Raw genomic sequence first — 13,214 nt, 5'->3', positions numbered from 1 at the left:
AGCAATCCTGCTGCGCCGCGCCTTCGGGTTCTGCGGAAAGGGGGGGCAAGGACACTGTCGTCGAGCGACCCGCCGCTCGGCCCTTGCCGGCACGCGCGCTATGTCCCGCATGGACGGGCGCTGCGTCATGAGTGAAAGGCCCGATACACCTCGCCCCGCCCGCAGGCGTCTGGCGGCCCGAGCGGGTTCGATCCGCGGCCCTGAGGCACCGAGCCGTGGCTTCGGCGAGGTCTGTCTATCGAGGAAAAGTGGCAGCCCGTAGGGGAATCGAACCCCTCTTTCCAGGTTGAAAACCTGGCGTCCTAACCGATAGACGAACGGGCCAGCCTGTCGGTGAAGCGGTGTTTAGAAGAGCCGCACTGGCAGCACAAGCGGAAATTTTCCCCTGTTTGGCCCGCCGTAGCGTCAGGCATCATCCCTCGGCAGGGGCCGCATCCTCGAGGCGAAGCTGCACGCTGCGGCGCCCCTGCCAGAGGTTGATCTCCAGCCGCCCGGCGATGTGGAAGCGTGCGCCGCCGTGATCCTGAAGCCGGGCCAGCGGGCCCTCCATGCCGTCGAAGGCGATCGCCTCGATCCGCGCGCCCAGCCCGTCGCCGAAGCTGGCCTTCAGGTGCCCGGTGCCGACGCGGGCGGCGCGCAGCACGCGCATGTCCGGAAAGGCGAAGCGCGGGGCAGGGGCGGCGGCGCCGAAGGGTCCGGCCGCCTCCAGCGCCTCGACGAGGTCGGTGGTGGCCGCCCCCGGCATCAGCGCGCCGGTCAGCTTCAGGTCCGACGGCCCGGCCAGCCCGGCGCCCTGCCGCGCCAGAAGCTCTCCCAGCCGCGCCATCGCGGGCTCGAGCTTGGCCTCCTCGACGGTCAGGCCCGCGGCCATGCGGTGTCCGCCGCCCTTCAGCAGCAGCCCCTCGGCGGCGACCCGCTGGATCGCGGCGCCGATATCGACGCCCGGGATCGACCGGGCAGAGCCCTTGCCGATGCCGCCCTCGAGGCCGATCACCACGGCGGGGCGATTGGTTGCCTCCTTCAAGCGGGCGGCGACGATGCCGACGACGCCCGGATGCCACCCCTCCCCAGCGGCCCAGGCCAGCGGCCCCTCGGTGCCGCGCGCCTCGGCCTGCTCCTGCGCGCTGGCGCGCACGGCGGCCTCGATCTCGCGCCGCTCGGCGTTCAGCGCATGCAGCCGCTCGGCCAGCGCGGCGGCCTCGTGCGGGTCCTGCGTCGCCAGCAGCCGCGCGCCAAGGTCCGGCGCGCCGATCCGGCCGCCGGCATTGATCCGCGGCCCCAGAACGTAGCCCAGGTGATAGGAACTCGGCGCGCTCGCCAGCAGCGCCACATCCGACAGCGCCACGAGGCCCGGCCTCTCGCGCCGTCCCATGACCGTCAGCCCCTGCCGCACCAGCGCCCGGTTCACGCCCGTCAGCGGCGCCACGTCCGCCACGGTCGCCAGCGCCACCAGATCGAGCATGCCCATCAGGTCAGGCCCCTTGCTACCGGCCTCCCGCATCTGCCGGTTCGCCTCGACCAGCATCAGGAAGACGACCGCCGCGGCGCAGAGATGCCCCAGATCGCCGCTCTCGTCCTGGCGGTTCGGGTTCACCACGGCCAGCGCCTCGGGCAGCGTCTCGCCGCCCAGGTGGTGGTCGAGGACGACGACATCGGCGCCCCGCGCGGCGGCGATCGGCCCGTGGCTCAGCGTGCCGCAATCGACGCAGAGGATCAGGTCGTGATCCCGCGCCAGCGCCTCCATGGCCGGCTCGTTCGGACCGTAGCCTTCGTCGATCCGGTCGGGGATATAGAGCGTCGCCTCGCGCCCCTGCGCCCGCAGCCAGCACAGGATGAGGGCAGCCGAGGCGCCGCCGTCGACGTCGTAATCGGCGAAGACGGCGATCCGCTCTCGCGCCGCGACGGCCGCGACCAGCCGGGCCGAGGCCGCGCCCATGTCCTTGAGTTGCCGCGGATCGGGCAGCAGGTCGCGCAGGGTCGGGGCCAGCCAGCCCGGCGCCTCCTCGGCCTCGATGCCGCGCGCCACCATGATTCGGCACAGCGCGGGCGGCCAGCCGCCGGCCTGCGCCAGCGCCTCGGCGAGGCGGTCCTCCTCGGCGCCCGGGCCCACCCAGCGGCGCCCGGTCAAGGAGCATGAGACGTTCAGAAAATCAGGCATCCGCGGGATGTGCCGTATCCCCCGCCCCGCCGCAAGGGCAGGGCTGCCCCCTTCATGTTTCGACAAGTACTCCGGGGGGTGCGGGGGGCTGGCCCCCCGCGGCGCCGCCTCAGCCCTGGCGGCGCTTGACCGGGTTGCGATAGATCATCCGCCGGACGGAGCCGGTCTTGGACCGCATCAGGATCGTCTCGACCGTGATGTAGCCGACCTCGCGCCTGATCCCCTCGACAAGGCTGCCGTCGGTCACGCCGGTGGCTGCGAAGATCACGTCGCCGCTGACCAGCTCGTCGCGGGTATAGACCCGGTCGAGGTCCGTCACGCCGGACTTGCGCGCCCGCGCGATCTCGTCGTCGTTGCGAAACAGCAGCTTGCCCAGCATCTGCCCGCCCAGGCACTTGAGCGCCGAGGCCGCGAGCACGCCCTCGGGCGCCCCGCCAGAGCCCATGTACATGTCGACCCCTGTCCGCGCGGGATCGGCGACATGCATGATGCCGGCCACGTCGCCATCGGTGATCAGCCGGATCGCGGCGCCAGTTGCGCGGATCTCGGCGATCATCTCCTCGTGGCGCGGCCGCTCGAGGACGCAGACGGTGATATCGGCGGCATCGCAGCCCTTCGCCCGCGCCAGCGCCCGAACCCGCTCGGTCGGCGACATCTCCAGCGTCACCACGCCGGTGTCGAAGCCCGGCCCGATGGCCAGCTTGTCCATGTAGACGTCCGGCGCATGCAGCATCGAGCCCTCGGGCCCCATGGAGATCACCGTCAGCGCATTGGGCATGTCCTTGGCGGTCAGCGTCGTGCCCTCCAGCGGGTCGAGCGCGATGTCCACCGCCGGGCCGCGGCCCGAGCCGACCTTCTCGCCGATATAGAGCATCGGCGCCTCGTCGCGCTCGCCCTCGCCGATCACCACGGTGCCGTCGATGTCCAGCTTGTTCAGCTGGTCGCGCATGGCGTTGACGGCGGCCTGGTCGGCGGCCTTCTCGTCGCCGCGCCCGACGAGGTCGGCGCAGGCGATCGCCGCCGCCTCGCTGACGCGGGCAAGGCCCAGGGACAGCATGCGGTCGTGGAATTCGGGACTATAGGCCATGATCATCGCTCCGGCTGGCTGCATCGCGCTGCCCTTGGGGTAGAGCGGGGGCGGCGGCATGACAAGCGCCGCGCCCGCTGTTTGCGCAATCGGAACGCCCGCGCGCCGCCGCCGGCCTCCCCCGGCTCAGACCTCTTCGATCCGGATGGCGACCGGCTCGCCCTGAACCACGCGGGTGCCGGGCAGGGCGGCAAAGGCCTCCTCCAGCGCGCCGCGGGTGGTGCGATGCGTCACGATCAGCACCGGCGCGGTGCCGCCGCCATGCTCGTACTGCCGCATCCGGTGGATCGAGATGCCGGCCTCGCCCAGCACGCCGGCCACCCGCGCCAGCGCGCCCGGTTTGTCGGTCAGCGCGAGGCGCAGGTAGTAGGGCGCCGGGATCGCGGCGCGGGCCGCGCGGGCCGCCACCAGCCCGGCGGCGGGCTGGCCGAAGACCGGCAGCCGCAGCCCGCGGGCCAGATCGAGCACGTCGGCCATCACGGCGCTTGCGGTGGGCCCAGCCCCCGCGCCGGCGCCGCGCAGCACGATCTGCCCCACGGCATCCCCTTCGAGCACGACCATGTTGGTGCCGCCCTGAAGCTGGCCCAGCGGCGAGGTCGCCGGCACGAGGCAAGGCGACATCCGCTGCTCGAGGCCGCGGCCCGTCAGCTGCGCCACGCCCAGCAGCTTGATCCGGTAGCCCATGTCGGCGGCCTGACGGATGTCCTCGATGGTCACGGCGCCGATCCCCTCGAGCTCGACCCCCTCGAAATCGACCTTCGTGCCGAAGGCGATCGCCGAGAGCAGCGCCAGCTTGTGCCCGGCATCGATCCCGCCGACGTCGAGCGTGGGATCGGCCTCGAGAAAGCCCAGCCCGTCGGCCTCGGCGAAGGCCTCGTCGTAGGTCAGCCCGGCCTCTTCCATCCGCGTCAGGATATAGTTGCAGGTGCCGTTCATCACGCCCATGACGCGGGCGATCTCGTTGCCCGCCAGCCCCTCGGTCAGCGCCTTCACGACCGGGATGCCGCCCGCGACCGCCGCCTCGAAGCGGATCACGCGGCCCGCCGCCTCGGCGGTCTCGGCCAGCGCCTGCCCGTGGATCGCGAGCAGCGCCTTGTTCGCCGTGACAACGTCCTTGCCCGCCGCCAGCGCCGCCTCGACGGCGTCTTTCGCCGGGCCCTCGTCGCCGCCGATCAGCTCGACCAGCACATCGACGTCGTCGCGCCGGGCCAGCGCCACGGCATCGTCTTCCCAGGCATAGCCGTCCAGCGCCACGCCGCGGTCCTTTCCGCGCGACCGGGCCGAGACGGCGGTCACGGTGATCTCGCGCCCGGCGCGGGCCGCCAGCATCTCGGGGTGCTCCTGCAGGATGCGCAGGACGCCGGCGCCGACGGTGCCGAGGCCGGCGATGCCGAGGCGGAGGGGAGAGGTCATGGGCGGGCCTCGATCTGTTGCGGCGCGGGCTGGCGCGGCGGGTGCTAAGGGTGCGCCGGACCCCGCGGGCCGGCTGGGATGGGGGCGGTCGCGCCAGGGCGCGGCGCCCGCAGCCTGTTAGCGTAGCGCAGGCGGCAGCGCCACCCCGCCGCTCAGCCGCGCGGCCTCGGGCGCGCTCAGGACCGGGCGCGCGCGCAGCGCCCCGGCCCGGGCCCGCAGCGCCTCGGCCCGGCCCGGTAGGGCCGAGGCGGCAGGATCGGCGGCCTCCTGCGCCGCGGCCTCGCTGCGGGCGATCAGCGGTGCGATATCCACGAGGTCGGGATAGGGGGCGGCGCGTTCTGCCGCCGGGATCCGCGCGTCGAGGGCGGGGAAGCTGGCGCAGCCGGCCAGCAGCGGCAGCAGGCAGGCGGCGACGCGCAGGCGCAGAACAGGGACTGAAGCAGGGCGGCTCATGCCGCAGCCTTACCCGCGTGCCGCCGGCCCGGCAATCGCCGCCGGGCCGCCTAGCACTGGCGGGTCTCGATGCGCAGGTCCCGCGAGGTGTTGAAGCAGATCTGCCCGCCGTTGAAGCGCGGGCGCGTGACGACGAATTCCCGGAACAGCTGTGTCCCGAGGCCGACGCCGAAGGCAGGCTCGTATTCGACCCAGGTCTCGACCAGGATCGCCCGCTCGGCCTCGGCCATCAGCGGCAGCGCATCCTCGGTCCGGCGCAGCCCGGCGTTCGTGAGGGGCGCGATGCCGGCGCCGCGGGTCTGCGACCACAGGACCCGGTAGCCGTTCGCCGCCGCCTCGTATGAGGTCACGCGCAGGCGCCGCGGCCTCTCGTCGCCCATCAGGAAGCCCTGCAGCGCATAGGTGCTGTCGAGGAAGCCGTCGTTCAGTTCCCGGCTTTCGCGGCTGACGTAATCGCCGATCATGTAGGCGGTCTTGGTGTTCAGCGTCTTCACGCGGAAGACCTCGAAGTAGACGTGACCGCCCAGCAGGCACCAGAACAGCAGCGGCGCCATCAGCACCGTCTCGACCGCGATGCTGCCGTCCTGACGGCGCAGCAGCCCGCGCAGGCCGCGTTTCAGCGCGCGGGCCGCGGCATGAATGCACCGGCCCCGCATCACCGCAGCGGCTCGATCACGAAGGAAGAGGTCGAGACCAGCCCATAGGCCCCATCCGAGACGTCGGGCAGGGCCGAGCCGAGCAGGCTGGTCGGGAAGTAGGGATCGAAGAGCACGCAGGCGCGCAGCACCATCAGCTGGTTCTCGCGTCCGGCGGTGAAGGCGCTGGCCGGTCGCGCCCTGTCCTCACGGTCGACGCAGTCGGGCTCGCGCGGGATGCCGGCCCAGGCGAAGGGATCGACGCTGCGCATCTCGAGCCGGACCTGCGCCCGACAATCCGGGATCGCGGGGGCATGGGCGCAAAGCCGAACCGTCAGCGCGTCGCGCGTGACGGGATTGATCTGGCCAAGCCGCACCTCGCGCACCGTCAGGTCGAGCGCGCGGTCCAGCAGCACCTGCCGGATCGTCAGCAGCCCCAGCTCGAAGCTCATCATGAAAAGGGCGAACATGACGGGAAACATCAGCACGAATTCGACCGAGGCGCTGCCGCTTTCCCCGGCGAGGCGCCGGCTGCGCGCCCCCCTCATTCCACCAGCCTCAGGGCGTTGATGGTGCTGGCGATGGTGGAGAAGGCGCTCTCGATCTGGACTCCTTCGACCCGGTAGAAGTGCGAATCCGAGGAGGCGCAGTCGCGCATGATGCCGGCGGCCTCGTCGCTGACCTCGAAGCCGACGGCGAAGATCAGGATGCCCTGCGCCTTCGCGGCATCGCAGACCTGCGCCAGCCGCGCGTTCTTGGTGGCGGGCGTCACGGGGGTGATCCCGAGGGCCCAGGGATAGTAGTACTCGGGCCGCTCGTACTGCAGGTAACGCAGGTAATAGGCCTGATCGGCCTGCGTCATCCTGTCGAAGACCCCGGCCCATGTCAGCCGGCCTGCACCGCCGTCATGTGTCCAGTGGCGCGCCGCCGGGTCGAAGAACCGTTCGTGCCAGGCGCCGTCGCCATCGGTGTCGCGGTATTCCTGGTCCTCCGCCAGGACCTGGCGCCCCGAAAGATAGACGTCGGAGTTGTCGTAGAGCAGGCTGTCCGCCAGCGCGTAGCTGGTCGTGTTCTCGCCGTCGGTCATCAGGACCATGACCTTCAGGGTGTTGGAGGCATCGTAGTCCAGCGGGCGGCCCCGCATGCTGCGCGAGACCCGGTTGCGGGCGATCAGCGCCTCTGCCGCGCCCCGCGCCGAAGGGTCCAGCAGGGCCACGCCCCAGCGGGCGCCCATCTCGATCGAGGTCTGGTTCTCGGGCCTGTGGGCGGGGCCTGCCTGCAGGTATTGTATATGCCAGTCCACCGCCCTCTCGTCGCTCGAGAAGGGCAGGACTTCGCTGCGGGCGTCGGTCGGGCACTGCCGCTCGATCGAGGCGCGGCCGCGCAGGATGTCATTGAGACGGTTGTTCGGCTCGATTCCGTAGCCGATTCCGCGGTAGTCGAAGAAGGCGTCGTGCACGGGCGATCCGCCGCCCGGCAGCCTGGTGCTGCCATAGGCACCGGTCGGGATATGCAGGCAGAAGCTCGAGGTGACGTCGCTCCGCGCCCCGAGGGCGGCGGCGAGATCGGGGCCGAGGTTGACGTTGCTGGCATAGGGCACGACCGAGACCGAGAGCCGGTCCTGTCGCACCCCGGCGAAGACCGTCTGCGTGAACTCCTGCGCCGCGCGGCGCAGGCGCGGCAGCTTGCCGTCGCGGCCCATCGAGCCCGAGATGTCCAGCACAAGGCTGATCTCGACGTCGCTCACCATCTCTCGCGCGGTGCCGGAGGCGGGGACCGTCAGGGTCCCGATGCCCAGCATGTCCATGAAGAGGGTATTCATGCTGAGCGACGCGGTCGCCGTCACCGTGCGCTCGTTCAGGCTGCTGGAGACCTCGACGCTTTGCAGGCTGCCCTCGACGCCGGCCTTGGCGAACCAGTCGCGGACCACGGCCTCGGGATCCTGCCGCTGGTCGAGGTCCGCGGCGGCGAGCACCGCGCGGTCCAGCACCGACTGCAGGCGCACCCGCTTGGCCTCGAAATTCACGATATCGATGCCGAAGCCGACGAGCATCAGCATGCAGACCAGCAGGAACAGGGCAAAGATGACCATGGAGCCCGACTGGTCCTGCGCAAGGCGGCGCAGCGCAGGGAGCAGCCCCTGCGGCCTCGTCGCCTTGGCGGGCCGTCTGGCCAGTCTCATCCCTCGTCACCCCCACTCGCGATCGGCAGGGCACGCTAACCTCTACAAAGGGCCACCATCTGCGTGATCGTTTCTGCCCCGGCGCAATGGCGCAATTAGGGCAAAGCCTTGGCAAGCTGTTGAATATCGCCCCGCGGGCCGTCGTGGGGGGAGGGGGGGCCGCGGGCGGGGTCGCCGCCCGCGGCAGGACGCTACAGCGCGGTCCAGGCCGCGTCGCTGCGCGAGGAGCGCACGCAGGCATCGATGAAGCGCATGCCGGCCAGACCGTCAGCGATGCCGGGGTAAAGCAGCCCCTCTGGCACTGCCTCGCCGCGGCGGCGGGCCAGGATCGCCTGCGCCGCCTCGGTGTAGATATTGGCGAAGCCCTCGAGGTACCCCTCGGGATGGCCGCCGGGGGTGCGGCTGAAGGCGGTGTTGCCCGGTGTCGCGCCGGCGCCGTTGCGGGTCAGCAGGCGCTTGGGCTCACCGTGCGGCGTGAACCACAGGTAGTTGGGATCCTCCTGCGCCCATTCGATCCCGCCCTTGTCGCCGTAGATGCGCAGCCGCAGGCCGTTCTCGTTGCCCGGCGCGACCTGGCTGCACCAGAGCATGCCCTTTGCGCCGCCCTCGAAGCGCATCATCACATGGGCGTTGTCGTCCAGCACCCGCCCCGGCACGAAGGCATCGAGGTCTGCGGCCAGGCTTTGCAGCGTCAGCCCCGAGACGAAGCTGGCAAGGTTGAAGGCATGGGTGCCGATATCGCCGGTGCTGCCGCCGGCGCCCGAGCGTTCGGGATCGACACGCCATTCGGCCTGCTTGCCCTCGGCCTCGCCGGTCATCCAGTCCTGCACGTATTCGACCTGCACCAGCCGCAGATGGCCCAGATCGCCCCGCGCGATCATCTCGCGCGCCTGCCGGATCATCGGGTAGCCCGTGTAGTTGTGCGTCAGCACGAAGAGCGCGTCCGAGGCTTCTGCCGCGGCGGCGAGCCGTTCGGCATCCTGCATCGTCGCGGTCAGCGGCTTGTCGCAGATCACGTGGATGCCGCGTTCGAGGAAGGCGATGGCGGCATCGGCATGGGCGTGGTTGGGGGTGACGATGCTGACCGCCTCGATCCCGTCCTCGCGCGCGGCCTCGGCCTCGGCCATGTCCTGGTAGCTGCCGTAGGCGCGGGCGAGGCCCAGCTCCTCGGCGCTGGCCATGGCCCGCTCGGGGGTGGAGGACAGCGCGCCGGCCTGCAGGTCATAGTGCCCGTCGATGCGCGCGGCGATGCGGTGCACCGCCCCGATGAAGGCGCCGGAGCCGCCGCCGACCATGCCAAGGCGAATGGGTGTGTCAGCCATCAGGAAATCCCCAGCATCTTGGCGTTGGCCGCGTCGTCGGAGCCGCCGGCCGCGAAGTCGTCGAAGGCATGGGGCGTGACGCGGATGATGTGATCCTTGACGAACTGCGCGCCCTCGCGTGCGCCGTCCTCGGGGTGCTTGAGCGCGCATTCCCATTCGACCACGGCCCAGCCGTCGAAATCGTTCGCCGCCATCTTCGAGAAGATCGCGCCGAAATCGACCTGCCCGTCGCCCAGCGAGCGGAAGCGGCCCGCGCGGTCGACCCAGCTTTGGTAGCCGCCGTAGACGCCCTGCCGCCCGGTCGGATTCAGCTCCGCGTCCTTGACGTGGAACATCCGGATGCGGTCCTTGTAGATGTCGATATTGTCAAGGTAATCAAGCCCCTGCAGCACATAGTGCGAGGGATCGTAGAGCATGTTGGCGCGGGGGTGATTGCCCACCCGCTCGAGGAACATCTCGAAGCTGATGCCGTCGTGCAGATCCTCGCCGGGATGGATCTCGTAGCAGATGTCGACGCCGCAGTCCTCGGCGTGATCCAGGATCGGACGCCAGCGCTTCGCCAGCTCGTCGAAGGCGGCCTCGATCAGACCGGCGGGGCGCTGCGGCCAGGGATAGACATAGGGCCAGGCCAGCGCGCCCGAGAAGGAGGCCATGCGGTCCAGCCCGAGGTTCTTCGAGGCCGTGAGCGACTTCTTCACCTGGTCGATGGCCCATTCGGTCCGGGCGGCGGGATTGCCCCGGACCTTGCCGTCGGCGAAGCCGTCGAAGGCCAGGTCATAGGCCGGGTGCACGGCGACGAGCTGGCCCTGGATATGGGTCGAAAGCTCCGTCACCTCGATCCCGGCCTCGGCGGCGCGGCCCTTCCAGTCGTCGCACCAGTCCTTGCTGGCGGCGGCCTGCTCCAGGTCCATCAGCTGCGCGGCGCCGCTGGGCACCTGCACGCCCTTGTAGCCGCAGTCGGCGGCCCAGCGGGTGATCCCCTCCCAGCTGTCGAAGGGCGCTTCGTCGCCCGCGAATTGCGCCAGGAAAAGCCCCGGCCCCTTGATCGTCTTCATCGCTCACTCCTCCCATCGGTCGGCGCGCGAGCCGACCCTCCGGGGCGCAGAGTATTGGGCCGCGGCGCGAGGTCAACGGGCAAGCCGCGCTGCGTGTCATGCCAAATCCGGTATATATTGTGCACAACATTGTAGTTGATTGCATTCCACCTAGACGCGACCATGGCGCCGCGTCCCGGAGGAGCAGGGGCGGAACACCTTCGCCAGTGGCGAAGGCCACGGGAGGTATCTATGACCATTTTGACTCGGGCAGTCGCCGCGATTGCCCTGACTGCCGGCCTCGCCGCGCCGGCCATGGCGCAGGACAAGGGCCTCGTCGGCATTTCGATGCCCACGCAATCCTCGGCGCGCTGGATCTCGGACGGCAACTCGATGGTGCAGCAGTTCGAGGAGGCGGGCTACGACACCGTCCTGCAGTACGGCGAGGACGACATTCCCAACCAGCTGGCGCAGATCGAGAACATGATCACCCAAGGCGTCGATGCGCTGGTGATCGCCGCCATCGACGGCACGACCCTGTCGAACGCGCTGGAGAATGCCGCCGCGCTGGACATCCCCGTCGTCGCCTACGACCGGCTGATCCGCGAAAGCGAGAACGTCGATTATTACGCCACCTTCGACAACTTTCAGGTCGGCGTGCAGCAGGCGGGCAGCCTCGTGCAGGGCCTCGAGGAGCGGTTCCCGGACGTCGAGCCCTGGAACGTCGAGCTTTTCGGCGGCAGCCCCGACGACAACAACGCCTACTTCTTCTACGACGGCGCGATGAGCGTGCTGCAGCCGATGATCGACGACGGCAGCATCGCGATCCCCTCGGGCCAGATGGGCATGGACGTGGTCGGCACCCTGCGCTGGGACGGCGCCGTCGCGCAGTCGCGGATGGATAACCTGCTGAGCGCGAACTACGGCAGCCAGCCGATCCACGGCGTGCTCTCGCCCTATGACGGGCTGTCGATCGGCATCCTCTCCTCGCTCAAGGGCATCGGCTACGGCTCTGGCGACATGGAAATGCCCATCGTCACCGGCCAGGACGCCGAGCTTCCGAGCGTGAAGTCGATGATCGCCGGCGAGCAGTACTCGACCGTCTTCAAGGACACGCGCGAGCTGGCCTCGGTCGCGGTCAGCATGGTCGAGGCGCTGCTCGAGGGCGGCGAGCCCGAGATCAACGACACCGAGACCTACGACAACGGCGTCAAGGTCGTCCCCTCCTACCTGCTGGAGCCGGTGGCCGTGGACATGTCGAACTACGAGGAGATCCTCGTCGGCTCGGGCTACTACAGCGAAGACGAGCTGAACTGAGATCCTTCCGCCCCCTCGGGCGCGAGGGGGCGGAGCCTTTTGCGAAAGGGTGCCGATGGCTCCGATTCTTGAGATGCGCGGCATCACCAAGACATTTCCCGGCGTGAAGGCGCTGGACGACGTGACCCTCTCGGTCGAGACGGGCGAGATCCACGCCCTCGTCGGCGAGAACGGCGCCGGAAAATCGACGCTGATGAAGGTGCTGTCCGGCGTCTATGCCCATGGCCAGTACGATGGGGAGATCCTGCTCGACGGGCAGGAGGCGCAGTTCCGCGACATCACCGACAGCGAGAAGGCTGGCGTCGTCATCATCCACCAGGAGCTGGCGCTGGTGCCGCTTCTGTCGATCGCCGAGAACCTGTTCCTCGGCAACGAGCAGGCCAAGGGCGGTCTCCTGCGCGGGGTGATCGACTGGAACCGCTCCAACCGCCGCACCGAGGAGCTGCTGGCCAAGGTCGGGCTGAGCGATGCGCCCACCCGCGCCGTCGGCACGCTGGGCGTCGGCAAGCAGCAGCTGGTCGAGATCGCCAAGGCGCTGGCCAAGGACGTGCGGCTGCTGATCCTCGACGAGCCGACCGCCGCCCTGCAGGAGACTGACAGCCAGAAGCTGCTGGACCTGCTGCTCGAGCTGAAGGGGCAGGGGATCACCTCGATCCTGATCAGCCACAAGCTGAACGAGATTTCCCGCGTCGCCGACCGCATCACCGTGCTGCGCGACGGGCAGACCGTCGGCACCATGGACGCCCGCACTGAGGCGGTGAGCGAGGACCGGATCATCCAGATGATGGTCGGGCGCGACATGGCGCACCGCTACCCCGAGCGCAGCCCGAAGATCGGCGAGATGCTGATGCGAGTCTCTGACTGGTCGGTCGAACATCCCGACCAGCCCGGCCGCAAGCTGCTGGACGGGTGCAGCTTCAACGTCCGCCGCGGCGAGATCGTCGGCATCGCGGGGCTGATGGGCGCCGGGCGCACCGAGCTGGCGATGAGCCTTTTCGGCCGCAGCTGGGGCGGCGCCGCGACGGGCCGGATCGAGATTGCCGGGGCGGAGGTCGATACATCGACCGTGCCGCGGGCGATCGACGCCGGCCTCGCCTATGTCACCGAGGACCGCAAGGATCTCGGGCTGATCCTCGACGAGCCGATCCTGCGCAACATCAGCCTCGCGCATCTGCAGGGCATCGCGCGGGGCGGCGTGCTGAACCACGGCGAAGAGCGCGCCGTGGCCGAACGCTACCGCGAGGCGATGAACATCCGCACGCCGGGCGTCTACCAGAAGGTCGTGAACCTTTCGGGGGGCAACCAGCAGAAGGTCGTGCTGTCGAAATGGCTGTTCTCGGATCCGCAGGTGCTGATCCTCGACGAGCCGACGCGCGGCATCGACGTCGGCGCGAAATACGAGATCTACGCGATCATGGACCAGCTCGCCCAGGAGGGGCGGGGGGTCGTGATGATCAGCTCGGAAATGCCCGAGCTGCTGGGCCTGTGCGACCGCATCTACGTGATGAACGAGGGGCGCATCGTGGCCGAGCTGCCGCGCGCCGAGGCCAGCCAGGAACGCATCATGGCGCAGATCCTGCGTCACGGAAAGACCGACGCGGCATGAGCCCGCG

11 protein-coding genes and 1 tRNA gene are annotated in these 13,214 nt (G+C 70.0%); 2 read left to right on the top strand and 10 right to left on the bottom strand.

Features of this window, described 5'->3' with window-relative positions; translation table 11 throughout:
* Window positions 1-249 precede the first annotated feature (249 nt).
* The 10 genes from DFP88_RS12415 to DFP88_RS12370 form a co-directional block, all read right to left on the bottom strand.
* Window positions 250-324 (bottom strand) — tRNA-Glu (locus tag DFP88_RS12415).
* Between the two features lie 88 nt (window positions 325-412).
* Window positions 413-2,158, bottom strand: a complete 1,746-nt coding sequence (gene recJ / locus DFP88_RS12410; protein ID WP_110815013.1) for a single-stranded-DNA-specific exonuclease RecJ — start codon at window positions 2,156-2,158, stop codon at window positions 413-415.
* A gap of 109 nt (window positions 2,159-2,267) precedes the next feature.
* On the bottom strand, window positions 2,268-3,245 hold the full coding sequence (gene glpX / locus DFP88_RS12405) for a class II fructose-bisphosphatase (protein WP_110815241.1): 978 nt from the start codon (window positions 3,243-3,245) through the stop codon (window positions 2,268-2,270).
* A 126-nt stretch (window positions 3,246-3,371) separates the two neighbouring features.
* Entirely contained in the window at window positions 3,372-4,658 is a 1,287-nt protein-coding gene (locus tag DFP88_RS12400) for a homoserine dehydrogenase (RefSeq protein WP_110815011.1), read from the bottom strand.
* Window positions 4,659-4,775: 117 nt separating this feature from the next.
* The gene (locus tag DFP88_RS12395; RefSeq protein ID WP_110815009.1) at window positions 4,776-5,111 is read right to left on the bottom strand and encodes a hypothetical protein; all 336 of its coding nucleotides are present in this window, start codon (window positions 5,109-5,111) and stop codon (window positions 4,776-4,778) included.
* Between the two features lie 50 nt (window positions 5,112-5,161).
* The gene (locus tag DFP88_RS12390) at window positions 5,162-5,767 is read right to left on the bottom strand and encodes a TadE/TadG family type IV pilus assembly protein (RefSeq protein ID WP_110815007.1); all 606 of its coding nucleotides are present in this window, start codon (window positions 5,765-5,767) and stop codon (window positions 5,162-5,164) included.
* Window positions 5,767-6,294, bottom strand: a complete 528-nt coding sequence (locus DFP88_RS12385; protein WP_110815005.1) for a TadE/TadG family type IV pilus assembly protein — start codon at window positions 6,292-6,294, stop codon at window positions 5,767-5,769. Before DFP88_RS12385 ends, DFP88_RS12390 begins: the two co-directional genes overlap by 1 nt.
* Complete coding sequence (locus DFP88_RS12380) at window positions 6,291-7,928, bottom strand: pilus assembly protein (RefSeq protein WP_110815003.1); 1,638 nt, start codon at window positions 7,926-7,928, stop codon at window positions 6,291-6,293. The genes DFP88_RS12385 and DFP88_RS12380 overlap by 4 nt, the downstream gene beginning before the upstream one ends.
* Before the next feature lie 191 nt (window positions 7,929-8,119).
* Window positions 8,120-9,250, bottom strand: coding sequence for a Gfo/Idh/MocA family protein (locus DFP88_RS12375; protein WP_220032333.1), 1,131 nt, complete (start codon window positions 9,248-9,250; stop codon window positions 8,120-8,122).
* Complete coding sequence (locus tag DFP88_RS12370; protein ID WP_110814999.1) at window positions 9,250-10,305, bottom strand: sugar phosphate isomerase/epimerase family protein; 1,056 nt, start codon at window positions 10,303-10,305, stop codon at window positions 9,250-9,252. The genes DFP88_RS12375 and DFP88_RS12370 overlap by 1 nt, the downstream gene beginning before the upstream one ends.
* 231 nt (window positions 10,306-10,536) lie before the next feature.
* Between DFP88_RS12370 and chvE the strand changes: the two genes are divergently transcribed.
* Window positions 10,537-11,601 carry a multiple monosaccharide ABC transporter substrate-binding protein gene (chvE, locus tag DFP88_RS12365; RefSeq protein ID WP_110814997.1) on the top strand — a complete coding sequence of 355 codons (1,065 nt, stop codon included), beginning with the start codon at window positions 10,537-10,539 and terminating at the stop codon, window positions 11,599-11,601.
* Window positions 11,602-11,656: 55 nt separating this feature from the next.
* A complete protein-coding gene (mmsA, locus tag DFP88_RS12360; protein ID WP_110814996.1) occupies window positions 11,657-13,207 on the top strand; it encodes a multiple monosaccharide ABC transporter ATP-binding protein in 1,551 nt (516 codons plus the stop codon).
* Window positions 13,208-13,214: the final 7 nt, after the last annotated feature.

It is taken from the genome of Pseudoroseicyclus aestuarii, from assembly GCF_003217255.1.
Taxonomy (GTDB): domain Bacteria; phylum Pseudomonadota; class Alphaproteobacteria; order Rhodobacterales; family Rhodobacteraceae; genus Pseudoroseicyclus; species Pseudoroseicyclus aestuarii.
Note: the sequence above shows the minus strand (reverse complement) of the source record. Positions and strands in the feature narration are given on the sequence as shown.

Coding starts and splice junctions, on each gene's coding strand:
- glpX (WP_110815241.1), bottom strand. CDS start 3,245: ATGGCCTATAGTCCCGAATTCCACGACCGCATGCTGTCCCTGGGCCTT.
- DFP88_RS12385 (WP_110815005.1), bottom strand. CDS start 6,294: ATGAGGGGGGCGCGCAGCCGGCGCCTCGCCGGGGAAAGCGGCAGCGCC.
- DFP88_RS12380 (WP_110815003.1), bottom strand. CDS start 7,928: ATGAGACTGGCCAGACGGCCCGCCAAGGCGACGAGGCCGCAGGGGCTG.
- recJ (WP_110815013.1), bottom strand. CDS start 2,158: ATGCCTGATTTTCTGAACGTCTCATGCTCCTTGACCGGGCGCCGCTGG.
- chvE (WP_110814997.1), top strand. CDS start 10,537: ATGACCATTTTGACTCGGGCAGTCGCCGCGATTGCCCTGACTGCCGGC.
- DFP88_RS12390 (WP_110815007.1), bottom strand. CDS start 5,767: ATGCGGGGCCGGTGCATTCATGCCGCGGCCCGCGCGCTGAAACGCGGC.
- DFP88_RS12400 (WP_110815011.1), bottom strand. CDS start 4,658: ATGACCTCTCCCCTCCGCCTCGGCATCGCCGGCCTCGGCACCGTCGGC.
- DFP88_RS12370 (WP_110814999.1), bottom strand. CDS start 10,305: ATGAAGACGATCAAGGGGCCGGGGCTTTTCCTGGCGCAATTCGCGGGC.
- DFP88_RS12395 (WP_110815009.1), bottom strand. CDS start 5,111: ATGAGCCGCCCTGCTTCAGTCCCTGTTCTGCGCCTGCGCGTCGCCGCC.
- mmsA (WP_110814996.1), top strand. CDS start 11,657: ATGGCTCCGATTCTTGAGATGCGCGGCATCACCAAGACATTTCCCGGC.
- DFP88_RS12375 (WP_220032333.1), bottom strand. CDS start 9,250: ATGGCTGACACACCCATTCGCCTTGGCATGGTCGGCGGCGGCTCCGGC.